Source organism: Enterococcus sp. AAFC-DPL-6103 (genome assembly GCF_058216595.1).
Map to the genome: position 1 here is coordinate 926,298 of NZ_CM177102.1, position 24,878 is coordinate 951,175.

General features: G+C 35.6%; 27 protein-coding genes and 1 riboswitch. Of the genes, 24 read left to right on the top strand and 3 right to left on the bottom strand.

All coding sequences use genetic code 11. The features are described 5' to 3' along the window. Positions 1–127: 127 nt before the first annotated feature. From AC4BC3_RS04585 to AC4BC3_RS04635, 11 genes are all read left to right on the top strand, one after another. Positions 128–991: a CvfB family protein gene (locus AC4BC3_RS04585; protein ID WP_490467089.1), complete on the top strand. Its 864-nt coding sequence runs from the start codon at positions 128–130 to the stop codon at positions 989–991. A 108-nt stretch (positions 992–1,099) separates the two neighbouring features. After that, positions 1,100–1,558, top strand: a complete 459-nt coding sequence (gene fur / locus AC4BC3_RS04590; RefSeq protein WP_277988522.1) for a ferric iron uptake transcriptional regulator — start codon at positions 1,100–1,102, stop codon at positions 1,556–1,558. 105 nt (positions 1,559–1,663) lie between these two features. Then, positions 1,664–2,551, top strand: a complete 888-nt coding sequence (gene xerD, locus AC4BC3_RS04595; RefSeq protein WP_206909996.1) for a site-specific tyrosine recombinase XerD — start codon at positions 1,664–1,666, stop codon at positions 2,549–2,551. Positions 2,552–2,569: 18 nt separating this feature from the next. Next, on the top strand, positions 2,570–2,920 hold the full coding sequence (locus AC4BC3_RS04600; protein WP_490467090.1) for a GNAT family N-acetyltransferase: 351 nt from the start codon (positions 2,570–2,572) through the stop codon (positions 2,918–2,920). Between the two features lie 17 nt (positions 2,921–2,937). Next, complete coding sequence (locus AC4BC3_RS04605; RefSeq protein ID WP_206909999.1) at positions 2,938–3,708, top strand: segregation/condensation protein A; 771 nt, start codon at positions 2,938–2,940, stop codon at positions 3,706–3,708. Continuing rightward, positions 3,692–4,267, top strand: a complete 576-nt coding sequence (gene scpB, locus AC4BC3_RS04610; RefSeq protein WP_206910001.1) for an SMC-Scp complex subunit ScpB — start codon at positions 3,692–3,694, stop codon at positions 4,265–4,267. Before AC4BC3_RS04605 ends, scpB begins: the two co-directional genes overlap by 17 nt. Next, positions 4,267–4,983, top strand: coding sequence for a pseudouridine synthase (locus tag AC4BC3_RS04615; RefSeq protein ID WP_490467091.1), 717 nt, complete (start codon positions 4,267–4,269; stop codon positions 4,981–4,983). The genes scpB and AC4BC3_RS04615 overlap by 1 nt, the downstream gene beginning before the upstream one ends. Positions 4,984–5,065: 82 nt before the next feature. Then, a riboswitch (FMN riboswitch) is annotated at positions 5,066–5,191 on the top strand. 123 nt (positions 5,192–5,314) lie between these two features. Next, the gene (locus tag AC4BC3_RS04620; RefSeq protein ID WP_490467092.1) at positions 5,315–5,920 is read left to right on the top strand and encodes an ECF transporter S component; all 606 of its coding nucleotides are present in this window, start codon (positions 5,315–5,317) and stop codon (positions 5,918–5,920) included. A 390-nt stretch (positions 5,921–6,310) separates the two neighbouring features. Then, on the top strand, positions 6,311–7,831 hold the full coding sequence (locus AC4BC3_RS04625) for a YfcC family protein (protein WP_206910007.1): 1,521 nt from the start codon (positions 6,311–6,313) through the stop codon (positions 7,829–7,831). A 130-nt stretch (positions 7,832–7,961) separates the two neighbouring features. Then, on the top strand, positions 7,962–9,302 hold the full coding sequence (locus AC4BC3_RS04630) for a M20 family metallopeptidase (RefSeq protein ID WP_206910009.1): 1,341 nt from the start codon (positions 7,962–7,964) through the stop codon (positions 9,300–9,302). Positions 9,303–9,552: 250 nt separating this feature from the next. Further along, on the top strand, positions 9,553–10,293 hold the full coding sequence (locus AC4BC3_RS04635; protein WP_490467093.1) for an alpha/beta hydrolase: 741 nt from the start codon (positions 9,553–9,555) through the stop codon (positions 10,291–10,293). A 196-nt stretch (positions 10,294–10,489) separates the two neighbouring features. On the opposite strand, the gene AC4BC3_RS04640 is transcribed toward AC4BC3_RS04635, so the two are convergent. Then, on the bottom strand, positions 10,490–10,711 hold the full coding sequence (locus tag AC4BC3_RS04640; protein WP_206910011.1) for a ferredoxin: 222 nt from the start codon (positions 10,709–10,711) through the stop codon (positions 10,490–10,492). A gap of 31 nt (positions 10,712–10,742) precedes the next feature. On the opposite strand from AC4BC3_RS04640, the gene AC4BC3_RS04645 reads away from it, so the two are divergent. From AC4BC3_RS04645 to AC4BC3_RS04675, 7 genes are all read left to right on the top strand, one after another. Beyond that, positions 10,743–11,777, top strand: a complete 1,035-nt coding sequence (locus AC4BC3_RS04645; RefSeq protein ID WP_206910012.1) for a helix-turn-helix domain-containing protein — start codon at positions 10,743–10,745, stop codon at positions 11,775–11,777. After that, positions 11,761–13,170, top strand: coding sequence for a RecQ family ATP-dependent DNA helicase (locus tag AC4BC3_RS04650; protein WP_490467094.1), 1,410 nt, complete (start codon positions 11,761–11,763; stop codon positions 13,168–13,170). The genes AC4BC3_RS04645 and AC4BC3_RS04650 overlap by 17 nt, the downstream gene beginning before the upstream one ends. A 66-nt stretch (positions 13,171–13,236) precedes the next feature. Beyond that, on the top strand, positions 13,237–13,854 hold the full coding sequence (locus tag AC4BC3_RS04655) for an SAG1386/EF1546 family surface-associated protein (protein ID WP_206910018.1): 618 nt from the start codon (positions 13,237–13,239) through the stop codon (positions 13,852–13,854). A gap of 41 nt (positions 13,855–13,895) precedes the next feature. Beyond that, positions 13,896–14,573 (top strand): (d)CMP kinase, encoded by a 678-nt coding sequence (gene cmk, locus AC4BC3_RS04660; protein WP_206910020.1) that lies wholly within the window; start codon positions 13,896–13,898, stop codon positions 14,571–14,573. 150 nt (positions 14,574–14,723) lie between these two features. Next, on the top strand, positions 14,724–15,956 hold the full coding sequence (gene rpsA, locus AC4BC3_RS04665) for a 30S ribosomal protein S1 (RefSeq protein ID WP_206910022.1): 1,233 nt from the start codon (positions 14,724–14,726) through the stop codon (positions 15,954–15,956). 186 nt (positions 15,957–16,142) lie between these two features. Next, positions 16,143–17,453: a ribosome biogenesis GTPase Der gene (der, locus tag AC4BC3_RS04670; RefSeq protein ID WP_206910025.1), complete on the top strand. Its 1,311-nt coding sequence runs from the start codon at positions 16,143–16,145 to the stop codon at positions 17,451–17,453. Positions 17,454–17,696: 243 nt separating this feature from the next. Further along, complete coding sequence (locus AC4BC3_RS04675) at positions 17,697–17,972, top strand: HU family DNA-binding protein (RefSeq protein WP_002290178.1); 276 nt, start codon at positions 17,697–17,699, stop codon at positions 17,970–17,972. A gap of 136 nt (positions 17,973–18,108) precedes the next feature. On the opposite strand, the gene AC4BC3_RS04680 is transcribed toward AC4BC3_RS04675, so the two are convergent. Together AC4BC3_RS04680 and AC4BC3_RS04685 are read right to left on the bottom strand one after the other, a co-directional pair. Continuing rightward, entirely contained in the window at positions 18,109–18,453 is a 345-nt protein-coding gene (locus AC4BC3_RS04680; RefSeq protein WP_206910027.1) for an ImmA/IrrE family metallo-endopeptidase, read from the bottom strand. 12 nt (positions 18,454–18,465) lie between these two features. After that, on the bottom strand, positions 18,466–18,801 hold the full coding sequence (locus tag AC4BC3_RS04685) for a helix-turn-helix domain-containing protein (protein ID WP_206910029.1): 336 nt from the start codon (positions 18,799–18,801) through the stop codon (positions 18,466–18,468). Positions 18,802–19,067: 266 nt separating this feature from the next. On the opposite strand from AC4BC3_RS04685, the gene AC4BC3_RS04690 reads away from it, so the two are divergent. The 6 genes from AC4BC3_RS04690 to AC4BC3_RS04715 all read left to right on the top strand — a co-directional run bounded on the left by AC4BC3_RS04690 (position 19,068) and on the right by AC4BC3_RS04715 (position 24,689). Further along, positions 19,068–19,475: a DUF722 domain-containing protein gene (locus tag AC4BC3_RS04690; RefSeq protein WP_206910031.1), complete on the top strand. Its 408-nt coding sequence runs from the start codon at positions 19,068–19,070 to the stop codon at positions 19,473–19,475. Positions 19,476–19,805: 330 nt separating this feature from the next. Then, positions 19,806–20,207 (top strand): phage holin family protein, encoded by a 402-nt coding sequence (locus tag AC4BC3_RS04695; protein WP_242589959.1) that lies wholly within the window; start codon positions 19,806–19,808, stop codon positions 20,205–20,207. Beyond that, positions 20,207–21,196 carry a peptidoglycan recognition protein family protein gene (locus AC4BC3_RS04700; protein WP_490467095.1) on the top strand — a complete coding sequence of 330 codons (990 nt, stop codon included), beginning with the start codon at positions 20,207–20,209 and terminating at the stop codon, positions 21,194–21,196. Before AC4BC3_RS04695 ends, AC4BC3_RS04700 begins: the two co-directional genes overlap by 1 nt. Before the next feature lie 619 nt (positions 21,197–21,815). Beyond that, positions 21,816–22,847: a hypothetical protein gene (locus tag AC4BC3_RS04705; protein WP_490467289.1), complete on the top strand. Its 1,032-nt coding sequence runs from the start codon at positions 21,816–21,818 to the stop codon at positions 22,845–22,847. Next, entirely contained in the window at positions 22,848–24,101 is a 1,254-nt protein-coding gene (locus tag AC4BC3_RS04710) for a tetratricopeptide repeat protein (protein WP_490467096.1), read from the top strand. It begins immediately after the preceding gene. Between the two features lie 12 nt (positions 24,102–24,113). Continuing rightward, positions 24,114–24,689, top strand: coding sequence for a ReoY family proteolytic degradation factor (locus tag AC4BC3_RS04715; protein WP_490467097.1), 576 nt, complete (start codon positions 24,114–24,116; stop codon positions 24,687–24,689). Positions 24,690–24,878: the final 189 nt, after the last annotated feature.

Here is a 24,878-nt window from a genome sequence, read left to right on the forward strand (position 1 = left end):
GATAGATGATCGCCTAAGTTTTTTTATGCCTTACTGCTTGGAACATTGTTCTTGGTGAAAGCTGTATGTTATGATAGCAGAGAAAAGTGATGGGAAAACAAAGCCTTTCAATTAAAAGGAGATCGAAATGAATAATTTATTAGCAAATATATTTACAGGAATTATTATTGATGAAAATGAAAAAAATTATTTTGTCCAAAAGAATGGACAAACTTTTGGTTTAAGCAAATCAGAAGGCGAGCATAAAATTGGTGAAGCGGTTGAAGGATTTGGCTATCAAAATCAAAAACATGAAAACCGTTTAACAACGTTGATTCCTAAAAGTCGCATTGGTCATTATGCTTTTGGAACAGTAACAGCAACTAGAAGAGATCTAGGTGCTTTTGTGGATATTGGCTTACCAGATAAAGATTTTGTTGTTTCTTTAGATGAATTACCAACAATGACGGAATTGTGGCCTAAAAAAGGAGATCGATTAATGATTGCCTTGAAGGTAGATGCAAAAAATCGTATTTGGGGTGAGCTTGCGGACGAAAAAATCTTTAAATCATTGAGTAAGCAGGGGAATGAAGAACTAAAAAATAAAGATGTTTCGGGAACGACTTATCGCTTGAAATTAGCAGGAACGTATGTCTTGACCGATGATTTTTATGTGGCGTTTATTCATCCGTCTGAACGTTACCAAGAGCCGCGCTTAGGTGAACATGTAAGTGGTCGTGTTGTTGGTGTTCGACCAGATGGTGTTTTAAACATCTCTCTGAAACCACGCGCCCATGAAGCAATTAGTGATGATGCACAAATGATTTTGACGATTTTAGAACGTTCGGCAGAAAAACAATTACAATTTACGGACAAATCAGATCCAGAAGATATTATGAAAACTTTTGGAATCAGTAAAGGTGCTTTCAAACGTGCAATGGGAAATCTGATGAAGCAAGGATTGATTAAGCAAGAAGACGGTGTGACGAAATTAATCGAAAAATCTAATTGAGAATATCTTGCATGTTTTTCTTAACTAGCTTATAATTATTATAATTTAACAGAGTATTATTATTTGCTTATTTATAATTATTATAAATTGTTGGAGTTGAATTAATGAATGAATGCTATATTAGCAATGAAGAAAACGAAACAACAATTACATGAATCAGGTTTTAAATTGACTCCGCAGCGAGAGGCGACGCTGCTTGTGCTCTTAGAAAATGAAAAGGAGCATCTGTCTGCCGAAGAGATTTTCTTTTTAGTTAAGAAAAAAAGTCCAGAAATTGGTCTTGCAACGGTTTACCGCACGTTAGAAATTTTGACTGATTTAAAAATTGTCGATAAAGTGAGCTTCAATGACGGATTAGCTCGTTATGATTTACGAAAAGATGGTGCGAAGCATTTTCACCACCATTTACTATGCCTTAATTGCGGTGCTATTGAGGAAGTCGAAGAAGACCTTTTGGGAGAAGTTGAAGAAGTTGTTGAAAAAAGATATCATTTTTTAGTGAAAGATCATCGTTTGACCTTTCATGGAATTTGTCATAACTGTCAAGAAAACGAAAAGAGAAAGTAGCCCGTCTGTTGAAAGACGGCTTTTTCTTTGTGCAGATAACGTAAATGGACTATCGAAATAAAGGTGTATCTGATATGATAGAGAAAGCATGAGGTGGGTTATAGTATGAAAGAAGAATTAAGTGAGTACCTTCATTATTTGAATATTGAACGTGGACTTTCTGCCAATACGCGTAAAAGTTATGAACGCGATTTGGAACAATATTTGCATTTTATGGAAGAAAAGAAGATTACCTCTTGGCAAATGGTCGATCGTTATTTAGTCATTCAGTATTTAGAAAAATTACATGAAGAACAAAAAGCGACTGCAACAATTACTCGAATGATTTCTAGCTTAAGAAGATTTCATCAATTTTTGCGACAAGAACGCTATACGGACCATGATCCTATGCAACATATTGATACACCAAAAAAAGCACAAAAATTGCCAAGTACATTGACGCTTAAAGAAGTCGAAATATTGATTGAAACCCCGGATACTTCAAAAACATTAGGAATTAGAGATCGGGCAATTTTGGAAGTAATGTATGCAACTGGCATGCGGGTTAGTGAATTGATCAATCTAAAACTTGGGGATCTTCATCTTTCTCTTGGCTTACTACAAACAATTGGTAAGGGAGATAAAGAACGGATCATCCCTTTGGGAGATTATGCAATCCAATGGCTAGAACGTTATTTGGATGAGGCACGTCCATTGTTGGTGAAAGATACTTCTGAACTGCATGTATTTGTAAACAACCATGGAAAAGGACTTTCTCGACAAGGAATTTGGAAGAACTTAAAGCAATTAGTACAGCAAGCAGGTATTCGTAAAGACGTCACACCACATACTTTACGTCATAGTTTTGCTACGCATTTGTTGGAAAATGGAGCTGACTTACGGACGGTACAAGAATTATTGGGACATGCAGACATCTCAACAACACAAATCTATACACATATCACGAAAAAAAGAATGACAGATGTTTACAAGCAGCATTTTCCAAGGGCTTAATTAGAGGAAGGTGAAATAATGTTAACACATTACCGAAAAGAGAACCGAAAAATTGCAATGGGCTTGTTAAGCTTTCATAAAAAATTATCGGATCAAACAGATTTGTTAAAAGAAATCGATGTTTATGAAGCAGAAAATAAGTATGAACTATTTTTCTTCACTCCAGAAGACTCGACGAACATCCAAGGGATCATCGGTATTGAATGGATAGGTAAGGATCAATTGATCATTCATGATATTTCGTTGAATCCTTCTTACCGAGGAGAAAATATGGGCTTTCTGATGCTAAATGAGCTTCAGGAAAAATACCCCGAAGTGACCTTTTTAGCAACTGAAGTTACGAAACCTTACTTATCTAAATGGCAATGAAGCATAACTAAGAAAGAGTGAAACATTTGACTGAAATCAATATTAAACTAGATATTTTTGAAGGGCCATTGGATTTATTGCTTCATTTGATTCAGCAAATGGAAATTGATATTTACGATATTCCAATTGCGACGATTACGGAGCAGTACATGAACTATATTCACACGATGAAAACGATGGAGCTAGCGTTAGCTGGAGAATATTTGGTAATGGCAGCCACACTAATGGCAATCAAAAGTAAAACATTACTGCCCGTTCAGGAGTTAGCAATTGAAGATGATCTGATATGGGAAGAAGATCCACGTGACGAATTGGTCACACAACTTTTAGAATATCGAAAATATAAGTACGCAGCGGAAAAGTTGATTGAAAAAGCTGAGGAACGCAGTTTATATTATTCGAAAGAACCAACTATGGTAGAAGACTTGGCAGAAAAAGAATTGCCTCTCAAACGTGGGCAAGTAAAAAAAGTCGATTTATTTCGAGCCATGCAGGCTATTTTAGAACGGAAAAAATTTTCACAAAAAGTGGAAAAAACGATTGCCCCAGATGATACGACAATCGAAGAACGTATGAGTTTTATTAAGGAAAAGTTAGTAAACAGTCAATCAGGCTGTACATTTGAATCATTTTTTGAAGCCCCAACAAAAGCAGAAGTTGTGACGACCTTCATGGCATTACTTGAACTGATGAAAAATGGGCAGATTTTTGCTGAACAGGCAGAAAATTATGATTCAATCATGCTTTATCCAGTAGTAGGAGATACAACGAATGACAAAATTAAGTGAACTAGAAGCTATCCTTTTCGTTGCCGGTGAAGCAGGAATTGGCAGTGACGAGTTAAGTTATTTATTGAATATTGATAAACAGGAATTATCTGAACTGATTGTGGCCTTAGAAAAAAAATATCAGGCGACTCTTGATTCAGCGTTACACATTTTCGAAACAGAAGACCATTTCGTCTTAACAACAAAAAAAGAATTAGCACCACTTTTAAAAAAATATGCACAAGGTTCATCAAATACGTTATCACAAGCAGCAGTAGAAACGTTAGCAATTATTGCTTACAAACAACCAATTACACGTACAGAAATCGAACAAATCAGAGGTGTCCAAGCTTCTGGTCCCGTTCAGCGATTGGTTGCTCATAAATTAATTGAAGAAAAAGGACGCGTGGAAGGACCAGGTCGTCCAATTTTGTATGGAACGACAGGTTATTTCCTTGATTATTTTGGTTTAAAAGACTTAACAGAGTTACCAGACACACAAGAACTAGAAAATGCGTTAAAAGATGATGCATCATTGGATTTGTTTTTTGATGGAGTGAGCGAAGGAGAACAAAAGTAATGGAAAGATTGCAAAAAGTAATTGCACACGCCGGAATTACTTCTCGAAGAAAAGCAGAAGAATTTATTTTGGCTGGTCGTGTAAAAGTCAATGGCACAGTTGTGAGAGAATTAGGTGTAAAAGTGGGTAAACACGATGTTGTCGAAGTAGACGAAGTACCTATTTATCAAGAAGAATATGGGTATTATTTACTTTATAAGCCTAAAGGAGTTATTTCTGCAGTATCAGATGATAAAAACCGAAAAGTGGTTACAGATTTATTGCCGATGGTAAAAGAACGAATTTACCCTGTCGGGCGCTTAGATTATGATACATCTGGTATTTTACTATTAACAAATGACGGCGAATTTGCACAACGTTTGACGCATCCAAAGCATGAGGTTGATAAAGTGTATGTGGCAAAAGTAAAAGGGATTGCTACAAAATCAGTATTATCTCCTTTAACGAAAGGTATTAAATTAGAAGGACGAAAAACGGCACCTGCTAAAGTTCAAATCTTATCAGTGGACCCTAAAACGAACCATAGTATTGTTGAGTTAACAATTCATGAAGGGCGTAATCATCAAGTAAAAAACATGTTACAGGCAGTTGGTTTACCCGTGCAAAAACTAAAACGAGAAAGATATGGGGATTTGACTCTTCAAGGGTTACGTCCGGGAGAATATCGTGAGCTAAATAAAAAAGAAATCAGTACGTTACTAAATCATTCAAAATGATAGCTTACTTTTTGTAAGAGATAAATGTTGCATTTTTTTCAAGGCTATGTATAATGTAAGTGTAAACAAAATAATATAAAAGGTTCGTCTTCAGGGGCAGGGTGCAATTCCCGACCGGTGGTTATAGTCCACGACCTATTTCTTTAGGAAATAGCTGAATCGGTGAAATTCCGGTACCGACAGTATAGTCTGGATAAAGAAGATAGAGCTTATTTGACTAATCATTTATCAGATAACTCTAACTCTATTTTCCCTGCGAAAGTAGAGTTTTTTTGTTTGAAAAATTAGTTGGATAGTTCGCTGAAGAGGAGTCCTAACAGGAGGATTTCAAATGAAGAACACACGGGTACAAAAAATGGTTATGGTAGCGATGTTCGCTGCAATCGGGTTAGTTTTGCAATTTATTGCTTTCCCAATTATGCCGGCATTTAGTTTTTTAAAAATTGATTTCAGTGATATACCTGTCTTGATTAGTATGTTTTTATTTGGCCCTGTAGCTGGTGTAGCTACGGCTTTCTTACGCTCGCTGTTACATCTGGTGACAACAGGATTTTCACCAGACAATCTAGTTGGGGATGCTGCAAGTTTCTTGGCAACGACTATTTTCACGTTACCAATTTTCTACTTCTTCAAAAAAATTAAAAAACATGCAAATAGAAATAAAATTCTGGGCGTTGTTTCCGGAACTTTAGCAATGACGCTTTTTATGAGTGTCGCAAACTATTTTGTTATTACACCATTATATCTGATGTTCTTTGGATTGAATGCAAATCAAATGCTAGGTATGCCACTAGTAAATTATGTGTTGATCGGGATTGTTCCATTTAATTTAATCAAAGGATTCATCGTTAGTGCTGCTTTCTTAGTTTTACATGCTAAGCTATTACCTTGGTTGAGTCGTAAACAACATGCTTTAGAACAAAGACATACGATTTAAAAATGAATATTCAAAAGGGCCAGTAATTTTTTGGTCCTTTTTTTTTGAAAAAAAATGCAATAAAACCGCAAATGTAAACGTTTTATTAGTTGTTATTGAGTATTTTATTTTTTTATGTATAAACATGAATTTGTAATAAATGAATGTGAGATTCTTCTCTTTTTGAATGACGAATAGGTTTGTTTACAAAACAAAGAGACAGGCTACAATTACTTTGAAAGAAGTATCTTAGATGAAAGGAGGCAATGAGTCGTCACTATTAATGGATTTTTGAACAAAAAGTATCATTTATTCGAGATATTATTTTTGTTCTGCCGCTCTTTTTGATAAAATAACGATGGAACCAATATTACTTGATTCTAAAAATGAAAAAGGGAAAGGAAGAAGAAAATGGAACAAAAAAAGAAAAAATTTCAGATGCCGTCAGCGTATACGGTCTTATTCATTATCATTGCAATTATCGCTGTCCTTACTTGGTTCATTCCAGCTGGTCACTATAGTGTAGATGATGCAGGCAATATCATCGCTGGATCGTATCAACGAGTAAAACAAAATCCACAAGGTCTTTGGGATATTTTTATGGCACCAATCAATGGGATGTTGGGGGTTGAAGCGGGTGAGTTAACAAGTGCGACACCAGCAGCTATTCCGATTTCATTCTTTATCTTGATCGTGGGTGGATTTTTAGGAATTATCAATAAAACGGGTGCATTAGATGCCGGAATCGCTTCTGTCGTTAAGAAATTTAAAGGCAAAGAAAAAATGTTGATTCCTGTTTTAATGATTTTATTCGCTTTAGGTGGTTCAACTTACGGAATGGCCGAAGAAACAATTCCTTTCTATGCGTTACTAATTCCAGTTATGATGGCTGTTGGTTTTGATACTGTAGTAGCCGTTGCAATCGTTTTAGTTGGTTCGCAAGTAGGTTGTTTGGCTTCAACAGTTAATCCGTTTGCCACTGGGGTAGCATCACAAGCTGTTGGTATCTCTATGGGTGAAGGAATTGGCTTACGTTTCTTAATGTTTGTGATCTTATTAGGTATTTCAATCATTTATGTTTATCGTTATGCTTCAAAAATCGAAAAAGATCCAACCAAGTCTTTGGTTTATAACCAACGACAAGAAGACATGAAACACTTCGATATCGAATCGATTGGGCGTCAAGAAACAATTACAAGCAAACAAAAATCTGTTAACATTTTATTCTTTATTACTTTTGGTATCATGATCATCAGCTTGATTCCTTGGACAACATTGAATGAAAACTTTACTATTTTTGAATCATTAACAAACTGGCTAACAGGTCTTCCTGTAATTGGTACAGTATTAGGGATTGATATGTTACCACTTGGTGACTGGTACTTCCCAGAAATCACTATGTTATTCCTAGTTATGGCGATCGTTGTTGCATTCACATACGGTATGAAAGAATCTGAATTCATTTCAGAATTCTTAGCTGGTGCATCAGACTTGATTGGTGTAGCAATCGTTGTTGCTGTTGCTCGTGGTATTCAAGTTGTTATGAACAATGGTTTGATTACAGATACTATTTTACACTGGGGAGAACAAGGGTTGAGCACATTATCTTCAAGCGTGTTCATCATTATCACGTTCATCTTCTATATCCCAATGTCATTCTTGATTCCATCAACATCAGGCTTGGCTGCGGCTACAATGGGGATTATGGGACCTATGGGTGAATTTGCTGGTGTAGGTAAAGACTTAGTTATCACTGCTTATCAATCTGCTTCTGGATTGGTTAACTTGATTACTCCAACTTCTGCTATTGTTATGGGGGCTGTTGCGATTGCTCGTTTTGACATCTCAGTTTGGTGGAAATTTACTGGTAAACTAATTGCTATTTTATTCGTAGCTATCTGTGTGATTCTCGGCGTTGCAGCAATGATTTAGTTTTGCCTAGACAAAATGATTGGAAACATCTATCATTGAATAATAAAGTAAACAAAGCTAACTGAGTTGGCTTTAAGAAGACTCGGTAGGCAAACTATCGGGTCTTTTATCTTATTAGGAGGTAAGTGTAATGAAACAATTTGTTACAAAAGAACATCATGAACAAGCGTTACAATCACTTAATGAACTAATCAGAATCCCTTCTGTATTAGATGAAGAGGATACTGGGAAAGGACATCCTTTCGGGACAAAAGTTGTTGAAGCATTAGACAAAGTGTTAGCAATCAGCGAAGAATTAGGATTCCGCACATTCAAAGACCCAGAAGGCTATTATGGTTATTCAGAAGTTGGTTCTGGTGATGAATTGTTTGGTATTTTGTGTCACATGGATGTTGTTCCTGCTGGTGATGAAAAAAATTGGGATACAAAACCGTTTGATCCAACTGTAAAAGATGGTTGGTTGATTGGACGTGGATCACAAGATGATAAAGGACCATCAATCGCTGCAATGTATGCTGTCAAATCATTGATGGATGCTGGTATTGAATTTAAAACACGAATTCGTTTTATTTTTGGGACAGATGAAGAAAACTTATGGCGCTGTTTAGATAAATACAACGAAAAAGAAGAAGGAATCACACAAGGTTTTGCACCAGATGCTGAATTCCCATTGATTTACGCTGAAAAAGGATTATTACAAGCTTATCTAACTGGTCCTGGCACTACTGATTTTTCTGTGAAAGCAGGTGGCGCACTAAACGTAGTTCCTGATGCGGCTCCATATTCTGGTGAAAAATTAGAAGAAGTGAAAGAAGCATTGAATAAACTTGGTTTTGATTTTGAAGATCATGGTGATTCAATTATTGTTCTTGGAAAAAGTATCCATGCGAAGGACGCACCAGAAGGCGTGAATGCAATTTCACGTTTGTCTATGGCTTTAGCTGAAGTCTTCGATTTTGCACCAATTGATTTCTTAGGCAAATTGGTGAAAGAAAATGCAACTGGTGAACATGTTGTTGGAAAAACGAAAGATGAGCAATCTGGCGAATTAACAATGAACTTTGCTAGCTTAGAAATCACACCAGAACAAACAAAAATTGGTGTGGATATGCGTATTCCTGTAACATTCAAAAAAGATGATCTGGTAGCAAAATTAGCTGAAACAGTGAAGAAATATGAATTAACTTATGAAGATTTTGATTTCTTAGATTCTTTATACGTGCCACTAGATAGCGAATTAGTAAAAAATCTTTTGCAAACTTACCGTGATATCACTGGTGACATGACTGAACCATTTGTATCAGGTGGAGCAACTTTTGCTCGTACAATGAATCAATGTGTGGCATTTGGCGCAATGTTCCCAGATACACCAGATTTCATGCATCAAGCAAATGAACGTTGGGAATTAAGTAGCATGTATAAAGCTATGGAAATTTATGCTGAAGCTGTTTATCGCTTGTGTGCGAAATAAGCTATTTGTGAGAGAAGCATTTTACTCAAAAAATAAGAAAAATGATTAGAAATTATTTTCGAATTTTTGAGTGATTTGTGCTTATTTTAAAGGAATGACTTATTGAACACTAGTTATTCAAAAAGGAGATGTGATAAGATCTTATCACATCTCCTTTTTTATTTGTTTGGAATAATTAAGAAATTATTTTCGTCATTTTTTTGAAATACACGTATAATAAGCTAAAAGAGGATTAAAGGAGGATGGTAGCTTGAAAAAATTAGGAAAAATATTCTTAGGTATACTGATTGTTTTAAGTTTGATTGGTGTTGGAAGCTATTATTATTTAAAAGAAAATACTTATGAACCAAGCCAAACTGCATTAACATCCAGTAAAAAAGCAATTGATAACAAGGAATACCTTTTATTTGAAAGTCCAAAAAAGAAACTTGCAAAACAACACCCAATCATTATTTTTTACCCAGGTGCTTTAGTTGAGCCAACAAGTTACAGCGTTTGGGCAAGCAAACTTTCTGAAACTGGCTATGACGTGGCAATCGTCAAAATGCCACTTAATCTAGCGGTACTAGATAAAAATCGCGCAGAAAAAGTGATTAAAGATTTTCCAGATCGTACCTTTGTTTTTGGCGGTCATTCGCTTGGTGGAGTAATGAGTAGTCGTTATGTTTCTCAAAATGTGACAGATAAGAATAAAGGTATCTTTTTCTTAGCGAGTTATCCTGACAAAAATGGGACATTATCTCAGTCAAAAATTCCGGTACTTTCAATTACTGCATCAAAAGATCAAGTATTAAATCAGGAAGCATATGAAGATGCTAAACAATATTTGCCTACGCAAACAAAGTACGTGGTGATTAATGGCGGAAATCATAGTGGGTTTGGTTCGTATGGTGAACAGAAAAAGGATGGACAAGCCGAAATTACGAATGAAGACCAGCAGATCGTCCTTGTGAATACGATTGAAAACTGGTTAAAGCAAAATGGTTGGTAGTTCGTTACTTTCGATCATTAGTAAATAAAAACGTGAGCCTAGCGAAACAGTTTGAAAAAGTAGCAACTGAGCTAACTTTTTTGAGAAGTTTCTGACTGGACTCACGTTTATTTTTGAGCAAAATTTTTGCTCGTTCTATCTTGATAGACAAATTCTTCTATAAAATTCATAATTGATTTGTCGAAGGAATGATAAATTATTTTTGTTCTTCCAAGAGTATTGCTCGAACGGGACACTTCTGATAGGCTTTCTTTACATACTCAGTTTCTGCTTTGGTGACGAATTGTTGATGTGCTTCTGGTTCTTGTGCAAAGAGCACGATTCCTTCTTCATCGTAATCAAAAATATCAGGAGCCTCAATTTGACACAGGCCGCAAGCGATACAACGTTCGGGTACAAGTTTACATAATAATGACATGTTTAACCATCCTAACTTAAGGAGAATTGCTATGCTTTTATTTATTCTATCTTTATTTCCCTCAAGAAACAAGTTGAGGATCAGTTCTTTTTATCAATTATTGACAGGTAAAAAAACAACTTCCGTATTGATTTTTGGATTCTTAAACCAATTGTTGCCGGCACACAATAGTTTACCAGAACTAACTCAGAAAACCTATCAAGAACGATTAACTGAGTTAGAAAAATCAGGTTTGATTCAGATTGAAGAAAATGAAGTTTTCTTGACGTCAAAAGGGAGAGAACGTCAAAAAAAATTGAATGTCTTGTATCCTGATTTACATTTTGATCTCTATGGTAGAAATTGGGAAGAGGCATGGCGATTGGTAAAATTCGCTATTCAAGTCGTTTCTTATTTAAATGCGCATCAGTCAGAATATTTACCAGCAGAAACCAGCCCATTTTATACTACTAAAATCAAAACGTGGTTAGTCCATAGTGGCTATTCAAAAGAACAGCTAGCTGATACAATTTATCACGAATTATCGACTTGTTTAGGCAAATTAACGAAGGAACAAGCTAATTTATTAGCCAATCAGTTTTCTGGTTATGAACAAATCGGGTTACTGCCCTATCAACTAATTGAGACGAGTGAGGATGAAACGACAGTCTATTTGCAACAGGCACAAGCTGTTCACGCTTTTTTCAACCAATTGCAACGGTTTCCAGATTTTTTATTCAGTCAGTTATTGTTACCTATTTTGGAACAAAATTACAATCAAAGTATGCTAGTCACGCGACAACTTTTTCTTCAAGGGCATTCTCTCTCTGAAATCATGACATACCGTCATTTGAAAAAAGGGACAATAACGGATCACTTAGTTGAATGGGCATTGTTTTTAGACGATTTTCCATTTGATCAGCTGATTTCGAAAGAGACCAACCAATTATTAGCGAGTCAAGCGACACCTGTCCAAACTTGGCGTTATCAAGAATTAAACAAAACGGGTACACTTGATTATGGTGAATTTCGTTTTTACCAAATACGAGCTTTAAAAGGAGGACGAAAAGATGAATTTAACAGCTGAGTTAAAACGTTATTTTGGTTTTTCAACTTTTCGCCCAGGTCAAGAGGAAATTATTCAAACATTGCTGAACAAAGACAACGTATTAGCTGTGCTGCCAACGGGAAATGGTAAAAGTTTATGTTATCAGTTAACAGGTTATCTATCAGAAGGTTTGGTCGTTGTGGTTTCACCATTGCTATCACTAATGGAAGATCAGGTTATGCAGTTACAAAAAATGGGCGAAAAAAGAGTTGTTGCCTTTAATAGTTTATTGACCTTTCCAGAACGTAAATATGTTATGGAGCATTTATCTCAATATAAATTTTTATTCTTAAGTCCGGAAATGTTATTGCAATCAGAAATGTTAACCCAATTAAAAAAGCAAAAAATCGGACTTTTCGTAGTTGACGAGGCACATTGTGTTTCACAATGGGGTGTCGATTTTCGCCCAGAATATCAACGTTTGGGCGAAGTAAGAACCCAATTGGCGATTCCAGTGACCTTGGCACTTACAGCTACAGCAACAAATGCAGTCCAACGAGATATCGAGACCGTGTTATTTACAAACAAACCAAAAATCGTTAAGCATTCAGTGAATCGAGAAAATATAGCTTTATTTGTAAGAGAAACGACTCAAAAGACGGAAGAGCTAGAAGCGATTATGAAAGAAATAAAGGGTGCGACCATCATTTACTGTGCAACGAAAAAAGAGGTGGAGCGTTTATATGCAGAATTACGTGGTCGCTTCGCTATTGGCTATTATCATGGTGGTCTAGATGCGAGCCAAAGACGCCAATTACAGCAACAATTTTCTCAAAATCAATTGCAATTTTTAATTGCAACAAACGCATTTGGCATGGGGGTAGACAAAGCGGATATTCGTTATGTTATCCATTATGATTTACCAGATAGTCTGGAAAATTATGTGCAGGAAATCGGACGTGCCGGACGTGATCAGAAGCCAAGTACGGCCATTTTGTTGTACCAAACAGGAGATGAAGCGATACATCATTTTTTTAATCAATTAGCGAAAGAGCAACGTCAGGGATTTGAAGTTTACTTAGCACATGCGCAGGAGCCAGAACGCCCCTTTGATGAACTCCAACAAAAATGGTTAGAAATTGTCAAAAAAACAAATCAACCGGATCGATGGATGGAAAAATTAAAGCTTCAAGAAAAAGAGAAACAGTTTCGTTTATATCAAATGTTACGATATATCCATGCATCTACTTGTCGCAGAGAATTTATTCTGAATTATTTTGGCGAAAAATTAACAGCAAAACCCAAAAATTGTTGTGATTTTGACGAAGCAACATGGTTTCTTCCAGCAGAAACAAAAGTAAGAACAAGTCATTTTGAGAATAACTGGGAAGAGATTTTACTAAATTTATTTAAAAAAAACGTAGAGGGATAATTTTTTTCGGCATGGCCCATTTTCCTATGGTATAATACTCACGAAAGAAATTAGGAGGTAGCAAAGGTGAGCAGAAAAGATAGACATCAATCATCAGAAAATAACGAAACACAAGAACCGTGGGAGCAACCGATTTATGATACTGAAGATGAAAATTCTTCAAGAAGCTCTCAAAGACAACAAAAGAAAGGAAATACTGTTTTCTTATCAATCTTTTTGTTTTTATTAGTACTTTGTATCGCAATCCCTGCAGGAGCTTACTTCTGGATTAGAAATGGTTCAAGTAATAATGCAGCAAGTTCGACTTCAACATCGACAACTTCATCAATCGTGGAAAGTTCAACCATGAGTTCAAAAGAAGAGTCAACAACTGTCTCTTCAACTACTGCAACAGTTCAAAGTTCTGAAACTGTAGAATCAAGTATTATTGAACCAGAAACTTCAAGTTCAGTTGCACCAGTTACACCACCAGCTTCAAGTGAAACAGTCACACAAGAAACAGAAACAACACCTTCTTCATCAACAGAAGCAGTGGCTGGTTCAACGACAGTTGTTCAAGCGGGTGAAGGACCAAAACAAGTAGCTGAGCGTGCTGGAATCACGATTGATCAATTGTTCCAATTAAATGGAATGGACCCCAACAGTTATATGTTATATCCTGGACAGGAATTACGAGTGAAATAATGTGAGCCGCATTTTGCGGCTTTTTTTTGAGGAGCGTTTTTATGACAAAGATTAGTATTGCAATTGATGGGCCGGCTTCTTCTGGCAAAAGTACTGTAGCAAAAATTTTAGCGAAAGATTTTCAGTATATTTACACCGACACAGGAGCTATGTATCGAGCAGTGACCTATCTGGCAATCAAGCATCAAATTTCTTTTGCTGACGAAGTTGGGTTAGTTACTTTGATTAAAGAAAATCCAATTTCTTTCCAACAAAAAGCAGATGGCCAGCATGTGTTTGTTTCAGGACAAGATGTGACAGCTGAAATTCGTCAGCCTGATGTGACAAAAGCTGTTTCAGAAGTTTCAGCACATGGAAAAGTCCGAGAAGAGCTTGTTGCTATTCAACAGCAAATTGGTGAAGATGGTGGCGTGGTAATGGATGGACGTGATATTGGAACAGCCGTTCTACCGCATGCAGAGATCAAAATCTTTTTAGTAGCAAGTGTTTCTGAACGGGCACAACGCCGTTACAAAGAAAACCAAGAAAAAGGGATCCCAACTGATTTAGAAACCCTAACAAAAGAAATTCAAGAACGTGATCATTATGATTCGACACGTGAAATTTCTCCGTTGAAACAAGCAGAAGATGCCGTACGAATTGATACAACGGGAAAATCTATTTTAGAAGTGGTAGCAATGATTAAAGAAGTTGTTTCCGAAAAAGGCTATCAATTATAAGGCTTGGTTGAAAAAAAAACGATGAAATAAGCGGAAAGTTGAGAATTTTCAAATAAACCGGGCGAAATCGCTTTATTTTTTTTTAAGAATCAATTAAACTTAAATTAATACCGTACTTACGGCATAATGTTGGTTAGGAGGACAAGTGTTATGACAGAATTTGATCAAAATCAAGCAGATAGCAATCAGTCAATGGAAGATGCAATGAAGAGCGTCCAAGAAGTTAGTGTTGGCGATGTAGTTAAAGGTGAAGTTTTAGCTATTGAAGACAAACAAGTAATTGTTGGAATTGAAGGTGCTGGCGTTGAAGGTGTCGTTCCAGCAAAAGAATTATCGACATTACCTGTAGATGACATTGATGAGCTTGTTCATGTTGGCGATCTTTTAGACTTAGTTGTTATTAGTACAATTGGTAAAGATAAAGAAAACGGAAGTTATTTATTATCCAAACGCCGTTTAGATGCAAAAAAAGTTTGGGAAGATATCGAAAAAGATTTCCAAGCTGGTAAAATTATCGAAGCACCAGTAACAAACGTAGTTAAAGGTGGTTTAGTTGTTGATGTTGGCGTACGTGGATTTGTACCTGCATCAATGGTTGAAGATCACTTTGTAGCTGATTTTTCAGAGTATAAAGGGCAAACGTTGAGCTTCAAGATTATTGAAATCGAACCATCAGAAAATCGTTTGATTCTTTCTCATAAAGCAGTGGTTGAATCTGAAAAAGAAGAAAAGAAAAAAGAAGTATTAACTGCTATTCATGAAGGAGATGTCATTGAAGGACGTGTTGCACGTTTGACTGACTTTGGTGCTTTTGTTGACTTAGGTGGAATTGACGGACTTGTTCATGTTTCAGAAATTTCTCATGGTCACGTAGCAAAACCAAGTGATGCATTAGCTGTTGGGGATGAAGTAAACGTAAAAGTTTTATCAATCAACCCTGAGCAAGAACGTGTTTCACTATCAATCAAAGATACATTACCTGGACCTTGGACAGACATTGAATCAAAAGCACCAGTTGGAGCTGTTCTAGAAGGCACAGTTAAACGATTAACAAGCTTTGGCGCTTTCGTAGAAGTTTTCCCTGGGGTAGAAGGTCTTGTTCATATTTCTCAAATTTCACATAAACATATTGCGACACCTCATGAAGTACTTCAAGAAGGTCAAACAGTTGATGTGAAAGTATTAGAAGTTAATCCAGATGAACATCGAATTGCTTTAAGTATCAAAGCTTTAGAAGAAAAACCTGCTTCTGAAGAAGAACCAAAAAATATTGAATCCTATGAATTGCCAGAAGAAAATACTGGATTCACAATGGGTGATATTTTAGGTGATGCGTTAAAAGAAGAAGTGGAAGAAACGACGGGCGACGAATCAGATAAATAATTAAGTCATGTAATTTAAGACCAAGACGAAAGTGACAGCTTTTGTCTTGGTCTTATTTTTTCGTTCTTGATTAGTGATAATCAAGAAAAATCTAAAATAGTTGGAGGAATTGATTAACTAAGCTTGAAAGTTTGGGGTTCATTCGTTAAACTAAGTAGGATTGGAAACTTGTGAGGAGGAAAAAATATGGCAAATCCAACAATTGCAATCGTTGGCCGTCCGAACGTCGGTAAGTCTACGATTTTTAACCGCATCGCTGGCGAGCGTATCTCGATTGTCGAAGATACTCCAGGAGTGACTCGTGATCGTATTTACGCAAAAGGCGAATGGTTAGGTCGTGAATTCAGCGTGATCGATACAGGCGGGATTGATTTAGGTGACGAACCATTTATGGAACAAATTAAGCATCAAGCAGAAATCGCGATTGATGAAGCAGATGTGATTATTTGTGTAGTTAGTGGACGAGAAGGTATCACTGACGCGGATGAAATGGTTGCAAAGATTTTATATCGTAGTAATAAACCTGTTATCTTAGCAGTTAACAAAGTAGATAATCCTGAAATGCGTAATGATATTTATGAATTTTACGCATTAGGACTAGGTGATCCATACCCTGTTTCTGGGAGTCATGGTCTGGGAATTGGTGATATTTTAGATGAGGCAGTCAAATATTTTGCCACTGACACGGAAGAAGAAGACGATGATACCATCAAATTTAGTTTAATTGGTCGTCCAAATGTCGGCAAATCTTCTTTGATCAATGCAATTTTAGGTGAAGATCGCGTAATCGTTTCAGACATTGAAGGAACGACTCGTGATGCAATCGATACCCATTTTGTATCAGAAAGTGGTCAAAAATTCTTGATGATTGATACAGCGGGGATGAGAAAACGCGGGAAAGTGTACGAAAATACTGAAAAATACAGTGTTATGCGTGCTATGCGTGCCATTGACCGTTCAGATATCGTTTTGATGGTCTTAAATGCTGAAGAAGGAATTCGTGAACAAGATAAACGTGTTGCGGGATATGCACACGAAGCAGGTCGCGGAGTCATCATCGTGGTGAATAAATGGGACTTAGTGAAGAAAGAAACAAACACCATGCGTGATTTTGAACAAGAAATCCGTGATGAATTCCGTTATCTTGATTATGCACCGATTATTTTTGTTTCTGCAGTGACGAAACAACGTTTGAATCGTCTGCCAGAAATGATTGAAGATGTTAGCATGAATCAAAATCTACGCGTTTCATCCGCAGTATTGAACGATATCATCATGGACGCTGTAGCAATTAATCCAACACCAACAGACAAAGGCAAACGTTTGAAGATTTTTTATGCAACGCAAGTGGCTGTTAAGCCACCAACCTTTGTGGTATTTGTTAATGAAGAAGAACTAATGCATTTTTCTTATGAACGATTTTTAGAAAATCAAATTCGTAAGGCTTTCACTTTTGAGGGAACTTCGATTCGAATCATTCCAAGAAGAAGAAAATAGGCATTTTACCATAGTCATTCTTTTTTTTCAAAGAATAAAGGTACTTTCTTTTATTACGTTTTAATGACCAAAAAAAGCACGTTAAAATCAGTAAAAACCTTGCCATTAAGCGGTTTATATGATATCGTGATAACAGAATATTGAAGTAAGTCAATATTTCTATTAAACTTTCTGGACCACTCAGATTGTATAATTGGTTGATGTTTTACATCATATCTCTTGTTGAGGAGGTGAATCTAATCCATGGCAAACAAAGCAGAATTAATCGAAAAAGTTGCTTCAGCTACTGATTTAACTAAAAAAGACGCAACTGCAGCTGTAGACGCTGTATTTTCAACTATTCAAGATGCTTTAGCTAACGGCGAAAAAGTTCAATTAATCGGTTTTGGTAATTTCGAAGTTCGCGAACGCGCAGCTCGCAAAGGTCGTAACCCACAAACTGGTGAAGAAATCGAAATCCCAGCTAGCAAAGTACCTGCATTCAAACCAGGTAAAGCATTGAAAGACGCAGTTAAATAATTGTGTAATAAAAAGCGCTTGTAGCCATATGGCTACAAGCGCTTTTTATGTAGAGTACAATTACATTATTGATTAGTAAAAATAAAGAGGCATAAAAAATATTCAATTAATGTAATGTGTCTCCAAAACGTATTGTTTATTTCAGATGACACTCCCACCCTAATCCCAAATTAAATTCTTCCAATACACTTGTGTAGTTGAATTGCCCATCATTTTCTTGAATCAGATAATTGATCATCGAAGTATTCGCTTCGTTTTCCATTTTTGAGTGGAAGACAGGATTGCTATATAATGCATTGAATTCTGAATGGTTTAGTGCATGATAAAGTTCATGAAGGATCACTTGTTTTTGCTTTTCTTCTGATTGATTTTGATTGATGACCATTAGATTCAAGTCATCAAAATAATAGCCTCTTTTTTCTAATTCCATCACGACTAGCTCAATTCCATGACTAGCGAGTAGCTCCTTTATTTTTTCCATAAAAAAGACTCCTTACTTACTCATTCGTCCTTCTAAAAATGCGCGAATGGCCTCTCTGTCATTGTCCGTCATCGGTTTTCCATCAAAGCTTTTCACATTGTCTAAGATTTTATTGAGATCCTCTGGTATCGTTGATTTGGTGCCCAAAGAAGGTGTATCTGTTCGTCCAAGTAAATAATCTGTTGAAACGTGAAAGTATTCTGCGACTTTTTCAAGAGTTTCCGCTTTTGGACTACTTGTCCGCCACTGATAGATCACATTTTTTGACAGCCCAATATCTTCTGCAAGCTTATTTAAGCTGATTCCTTGTTTTTTTGAAAGATTCGAAACTCTTTCGTATAAACTCATTATAAAAACTCCTTTTTATATTTTTTTATAAAAATGTTGAAAATTATAAAATAATGGGATAATATTATTTATAGATTACTTATGCAAAAACAAAGTGAATAAGAAATGTTGTTTTTGTTACTTTTATTTTATAAAACTTTATGATGTAAGTCAATGTAAGTTTAGATTTTCAAGATAATTATATTTTTTTATGAAGATAGTAATAGTAAGAGAATGACGTCAATAAAATATTTTACCTATATAAAATTAGTTAGGAGTGGAGCATTTTGCGAAAATCAACATTTAATTATATTAAGGATATTTTATCTGATTATTATCAAACAGATGCGTATATTAAACAAAGAGAAGAAGAATTACGCCATCCATTTATAGAAGCCGATTTGAATAGCTCTATTCGTGGTCAAGGAAACCATAACGTAGCAACTGAAAGGATGGCTATCACGATTGCAATGGATCGCCGACTTTGGAATTTAGAAAGAAACCGTGATGTGGTGAAAGACTGTTTGGCGCGCGCGGATGAAAATACAAAAGAAATCATCGAGAAACTCTATTTACAAAAAAATGCAACAGTCAATTTATTGGGAATGAGTCAACGCTTGTTTATTAGTAAAAGTAAAGCTTACGAACTAAGAAATGATTTTTTTGAAGCTGTTGCAGATGAGTTAGGTTTGTAACTTTGGAAAAACTCAGGAATTTTTTTCGTAGTCAACAGGCTAAAATAATATCATCAAGAAAATAAACATTTCAGAATTAATTAACTTGCTTCTTAAAAATGAAGAAAACTAATTTAGAATTGAAAAATTTTCTTGAAGTTATTATAAGGTGGTGATTTCTACTTAGCTCAACGTTTTTCGTTTCAAAAAACGTTGAGCTAAGATGACTGAAAAAATTAGAATAGGGTAAAAATTTGATTTTGATTATATGTTTTAAATTAGAGATAGGCATGTTAAATAGGCATGTCTATTTTTTAGGACAAATAATAAAAATTGAAAGGTGGTAACAGATTGATTATCGATAATTTATTATTATGGAATGAATTCCGAGGATTACTAAATAATATTTACATCCAAATTTTTGTTTGGATTGTGATTGCAGATATTGTGACAGGTATTTGCAAAGGAATTTTAATTAAAGAAACGAATAGTACAAAAGGTTTAATGGGGATTGTAAAACACCTACTAGTTATTGGCTTGGTTTTGATTTCATATCCGTATCTAAAAATTATGGGGTTTGAAGGAGTAGCAACAGCGTTTGTCTTTTCTTACATTGCTGTTTATGGTATTTCCGTAATTGAAAATCTAGGACAGTTAGGCATTCCTGTACCAGAATTTGTCAAAAATCGTTTTAGTAAATTAAAAAACACATCAGAAAAACAAGGTGAAGAAGAAAATGGAGGGGAAAAATAATGGTCAAAATTATCAATAATTCCGTTTGTCGTGGCGTAGCAGGTAAGCGGGTGGGAAGTGTAAAAGGTGTTGTCATTCACAATACTTGGACAAATACAACTGCTGAACAAGAAATGAATCGTTTGGAAAATATGACACCTAAACAATTAGAAGCTGGATTTGCCCATTATTATGTGGACGAAAAGACAATTATTCGCACGGAAGATACTTACAATCGGGCTTGGCACGTGGCGAATTCAGAAGGTAATAATAGTTATCTTGGTTATGAAGTACGTGGTAATCGCGAAACGTCCAAAGTAGTATTCTTACAAGCAGAACAAAATGTTTTCTGGCAGGCTGCAATTGATTTACATTATTATGGTTTATCAGTCAATCGTGACACCGTTAAATGTCATCATCAGTTTTCAGCAACTGAATGTCCGAAGCGCTCATTGATGGAACATTGTGGATTTGATTCGACGTTTGCTATACCAACAGAGGTTACTGCCAAAATGCAAGATTATTTTATTTCTCAAATCAATAAATATTATGATGATCCAACTTTGCAGCCAGATGGAAGTAGCGAAGGAGATAATGAACATGATGAAATTATTGCAGGAAGTCCAGCAAAAACGATTAATGGAATGACTGCAAAACTAGATATTTATAATGAAAATCCGATTGGTTCTTTCCGTGGAGCAGGCTGGGCACATGCTGGGAAACAGACCTTTAATTATTGTTTTATCTTCTTGATGGACGCTGAGACTGGTAACGAAATTGAACGACAACAATCAAAAAATATTGCACGCCCAGATGTAAATGCAATTTACGGATTAGCTAATGATAACAAGCCAGGCTTTGATGGAAGCATCAATATTACGAAACAAGCTGGTAAGAAAGCTTATATCAAAATTCGGTTAACTAATGATAGTAGTGGAAATACAGTAGGTGGTGCAAAAGATGTAGACTTTAATGAATATGTATTAACAATCCCAAAACGGTCACACTAACATAAAATGATTAGGATTAACAAAAGTTGGCACAAAACATAATTGTGTTTTGTGTCAACTTGGTACATAAAATAAAAAAAGATCAACTAAGGTTATCAACTGATATACCCATTATTTTTTAACGCTTTTTGATGTTCACAAGGTTCCCCAACAATTGTGAAGTTAGTGATTCTAGTGCTTTCTTGTTGATTTGACCAATCGTAAGTGCAGTTTTTGCCAGTCCAAATGCTATCACAAGCAAAGCAATGATATTCCACTCCAATTAGTCCAGCTGGATTTTCATCTTGAATCTACCCAATACATTTAGCTGTGCCATTGTCATCGTGGCTTGATCTAAGTCGAAATCATAAGGATTATAAGTAAATTCTGTTAGCGGTATCGTTTTAGTAGCTAGTGCTTTTGCTAATACAGGATCGACGCTAGCTTTTTCTTCGGATTTTTTCTGTTTTTTCTGATGTTTGTTCTTCTGATAGTTGTTTTTCTGGTTGTGTCTGTATCGTTTGTTGACTTGTTTCAGTTGAAATAGTTGAAGAAGCTATATCAGTTTTCTTTTCAGGATTTTCCTGAATAATGGTAAAATAAAGAAAAGGGGGGATGCGTGTTGGAACTTAAGTTTTCCATGGTTGAACAAACCACAACGATTTCTTACGGTGAAACGTTAAGCAGTCTACTAAAACCATTGGCTATCAGAGAACCAATCTTGTTCTTAACTAATCAGCGTTATTATGATTTGTTTTCAGAAAAAATAAATCATTTTTTTGCAAATCAGGCAAATGTTGATTGGTATATTTGTACGAATAGTGCACAATGCAATAACTTAACAGAACTTGCGCATCTCTTAGACTATGTCAAACGTTTTTCGGAAAATCAGCAGCTGGTTGTGATTGGATTTGGAAATGAAGGAATGATGGAATTAGCTAGTTTTTTTCAAAAACACACGATTCTTACAACAAAGCTTTGGTTGATTCCTGTATCTGCTCGTTCATTCGGTGGGGCATTAACAAACAAACGCAGTATTTTACAGTTACCTTATCAGGCTGTTTTAGAAACAGAGAATTTGCCTGAACGAATTTTCTATGACCAAACGATTAGTGATCGCCAAGTTGAAGGCAAACAAATCGACTTTTTGACGTTTATCGTTTGTGGATTGGTTTGTGATTATGGTTTCTTACAGAGCTTATACAAAAATTACTCAACACAGCAAAAATTACACAACGTTCCTTTTTCAGGAATGCTTGAAGAATTGGTCTATTTTTACCAAGAAGAGGCGGAAAATCTTGCAACTTATGGTAAACTATTTGAGCAAGCTTTTTATCTAACAGAAAACGGACATTTATTATCAGCAAGTATGAAAAAATTTTTAGGGTTGATTTTTCAACTAGTTTGGAACGTCGAGCGTAATGCAATCTCTTTTCAATTGAAAAATTTTTTTATTTGGTTGCAACATCTTGGTTATCCAATTGACTGGTTGGAGCAGCTATCTGAAGCTGAATACTTAGAAAATGTCTTGAGTTTAGCAGAAAAAAGCAAAAAGATTCTTGTTTTAGAAAAAATTGGTATAATAGAAGGATACCATTCACCAAGCGAGAATGAATTGTTGAAAATGATGACAAGATATCAACAAATTGTCAATGAGATTAGAGGGAATTGAATGAAAACGTATAGTGAAAAAATGTTACAAGCCTTGTCTGAAGAAGATTTAGCACAGGCGCAACTATTACTTGTACAGGCTTTAAAGGAAGACCCAGCGGATGTTTTAGCTGAATTAGGCGAAGAGCTATTAGCAATTGGCTTTTTAGAAGAAGCAAAACAAATTTTTGAGCAACTTGTCACGCAATATCCTGAAAATGATGGCTTAAATATTCCATTGGCAGAGATCGCGATTGAAGATAATGAAATTGACGAAGCATTTACGTATCTAGAAAAGATAAGTAAAGAGAGTGATTATTATCCGCAAGCGTTATTGGCCATTGCTGATCTGTATCAAGTAATTGGTATTCCAGAAGTAAGTGAAGCAAAATTAAAAGAAGCAGCTAGTTTACTTCCCGACGAACCATTGATTCAATTTGCTTTAGCAGAATTGTATTTTTCGGTGGATCGATTTAAAGAGGCCGCTGTTATTTATGACAACTTGTTAAACAGTCAGATCAAAGAAATTTCTGGTATTTCCATGCAAGAACGTTTAGGGCAATCACTAAGTATGCAAGGTGAGTTTGAAGCAGCAATCGAACCATTAGAAGCAGCATTGGAAGAAGAACGTACAGATGATCGATTGTTCCAATTAGCTTTTACGAACTTACAATTAAAAGAAAATCAACAAGCAATCAATTACCTGCAGGAATTACGGACAGTTAATCCGCATTATCAATCACTTTATTTGTATTTAGGACAAGCACTACAAGAAGAAGAATTGGTTGAAGAAGCACAAACAGTGTTAGAAGAAGGAATCAAAGAAAATCCGTATCAAGTTGAACTGTATCATTTAGCTTCTGAAAACGCCTTTCGTTTGCATGACAAAGAAAGTGCTGAAAAATTATTGTTGCAAGCTCTTGAGTTAGGAGAAAAACAAGATGATACGTTATTGACTTTAAGTAATCTTTATTTAAATGAAGAACGTTATGAAGATGTTATTAATGCAGTCAACCAAATGGAAGAAACAGCAAATCCGTATGCCGAATGGAATTTAGCTCATGCGTATAATGAATTAGAAGATTTTGCTGTTGCAGCGCTCCATTATGAGCAAGCTTTCCACGAGTTGCAACATGAACCAGATTTCTTGAAAGAATACGCATTTTTCTTACGTGAGGAAGGAAAACTGGATCAAGCAAAAGAACTATTAAAACGTTACTTACATCATGAACCTGGAGATATGGAGGCCCTGTCTTTATTAGATGATCTATCATAAGGGGTGATCAAGATGTTTATAAATGTGCGAGAAAAAAAGAACTTCCTAACATGGATGGTGAATCATGTTTCATTTAGTCGTCGTGAAGTTTTTTGGATTTTGAATTACTTGTCAAGTCATGAAGCGATTTTGAAAAATGTTCATTTTGTTGAGGGGGCGGATCAAACTTCCCGTGGCTTACAAATCAGCGACTTGTCTGTAGCTGGTGAACCAATGAAGTTGTTTTTAAAAGGAAAAGTATTTACTGATACGGATCAGATCTTTCATGAAATTCGATTGAATCGAACAGAACCATTGTATGTGGAATGTTTTTTTGAAGATGCGTGGCAAACGAGTGAATATCTATCGATTTTAGAAGACAATCCTTTTGCTACTTGGGAATCAACGATTGCGGAAGAAGAAACAGAAGCAATTGAAAAATACTTTCATGTAAAAGAACAAGAGGCACACTTAAAGATGCTTTACGCACAAATTGATCAAGCATTAGAAGATGGAAATAAGGATGCGTTCTTGAAACTATCCGATGAAGTCAATCGTCAAATTTTAGCAGATGCACAAAAAGCGTCAGATAAAAATGGCGTTAGTTAATCAAAAAAATTGTAGTTCCAAGCAATAAGGATGCGTTTCTAAAAATCGTTTTTCCTCTTTTTATGAAAAGAGAATTTATTGCCGAAGAAGCTGCTTGGGGAACACCATGGATAAGGTGGTGGCGCAAAATGTTTGGCTTCGACAAGATAGCAGACATGTAAAATAGCTTTAGATTGTTTGTTATTTCGA

Coding starts and splice junctions, on each gene's coding strand:
- AC4BC3_RS04585 (WP_490467089.1), top strand. CDS start 128: ATGAATAATTTATTAGCAAATATATTTACAGGAATTATTATTGATGAA.
- fur (WP_277988522.1), top strand. CDS start 1,100: ATGAATGCTATATTAGCAATGAAGAAAACGAAACAACAATTACATGAA.
- xerD (WP_206909996.1), top strand. CDS start 1,664: ATGAAAGAAGAATTAAGTGAGTACCTTCATTATTTGAATATTGAACGT.
- AC4BC3_RS04600 (WP_490467090.1), top strand. CDS start 2,570: ATGTTAACACATTACCGAAAAGAGAACCGAAAAATTGCAATGGGCTTG.
- scpB (WP_206910001.1), top strand. CDS start 3,692: ATGACAAAATTAAGTGAACTAGAAGCTATCCTTTTCGTTGCCGGTGAA.
- AC4BC3_RS04615 (WP_490467091.1), top strand. CDS start 4,267: ATGGAAAGATTGCAAAAAGTAATTGCACACGCCGGAATTACTTCTCGA.
- AC4BC3_RS04620 (WP_490467092.1), top strand. CDS start 5,315: ATGAAGAACACACGGGTACAAAAAATGGTTATGGTAGCGATGTTCGCT.
- AC4BC3_RS04625 (WP_206910007.1), top strand. CDS start 6,311: ATGGAACAAAAAAAGAAAAAATTTCAGATGCCGTCAGCGTATACGGTC.
- AC4BC3_RS04630 (WP_206910009.1), top strand. CDS start 7,962: ATGAAACAATTTGTTACAAAAGAACATCATGAACAAGCGTTACAATCA.
- AC4BC3_RS04640 (WP_206910011.1), bottom strand. CDS start 10,711: ATGTCATTATTATGTAAACTTGTACCCGAACGTTGTATCGCTTGCGGC.
- AC4BC3_RS04645 (WP_206910012.1), top strand. CDS start 10,743: ATGCTTTTATTTATTCTATCTTTATTTCCCTCAAGAAACAAGTTGAGG.
- AC4BC3_RS04650 (WP_490467094.1), top strand. CDS start 11,761: ATGAATTTAACAGCTGAGTTAAAACGTTATTTTGGTTTTTCAACTTTT.
- cmk (WP_206910020.1), top strand. CDS start 13,896: ATGACAAAGATTAGTATTGCAATTGATGGGCCGGCTTCTTCTGGCAAA.
- rpsA (WP_206910022.1), top strand. CDS start 14,724: ATGACAGAATTTGATCAAAATCAAGCAGATAGCAATCAGTCAATGGAA.
- der (WP_206910025.1), top strand. CDS start 16,143: ATGGCAAATCCAACAATTGCAATCGTTGGCCGTCCGAACGTCGGTAAG.
- AC4BC3_RS04675 (WP_002290178.1), top strand. CDS start 17,697: ATGGCAAACAAAGCAGAATTAATCGAAAAAGTTGCTTCAGCTACTGAT.
- AC4BC3_RS04680 (WP_206910027.1), bottom strand. CDS start 18,453: ATGGAAAAAATAAAGGAGCTACTCGCTAGTCATGGAATTGAGCTAGTC.
- AC4BC3_RS04685 (WP_206910029.1), bottom strand. CDS start 18,801: ATGAGTTTATACGAAAGAGTTTCGAATCTTTCAAAAAAACAAGGAATC.
- AC4BC3_RS04700 (WP_490467095.1), top strand. CDS start 20,207: ATGGTCAAAATTATCAATAATTCCGTTTGTCGTGGCGTAGCAGGTAAG.
- AC4BC3_RS04705 (WP_490467289.1), top strand. CDS start 21,816: ATGGTTGAACAAACCACAACGATTTCTTACGGTGAAACGTTAAGCAGT.
- AC4BC3_RS04710 (WP_490467096.1), top strand. CDS start 22,848: ATGAAAACGTATAGTGAAAAAATGTTACAAGCCTTGTCTGAAGAAGAT.
- AC4BC3_RS04715 (WP_490467097.1), top strand. CDS start 24,114: ATGTTTATAAATGTGCGAGAAAAAAAGAACTTCCTAACATGGATGGTG.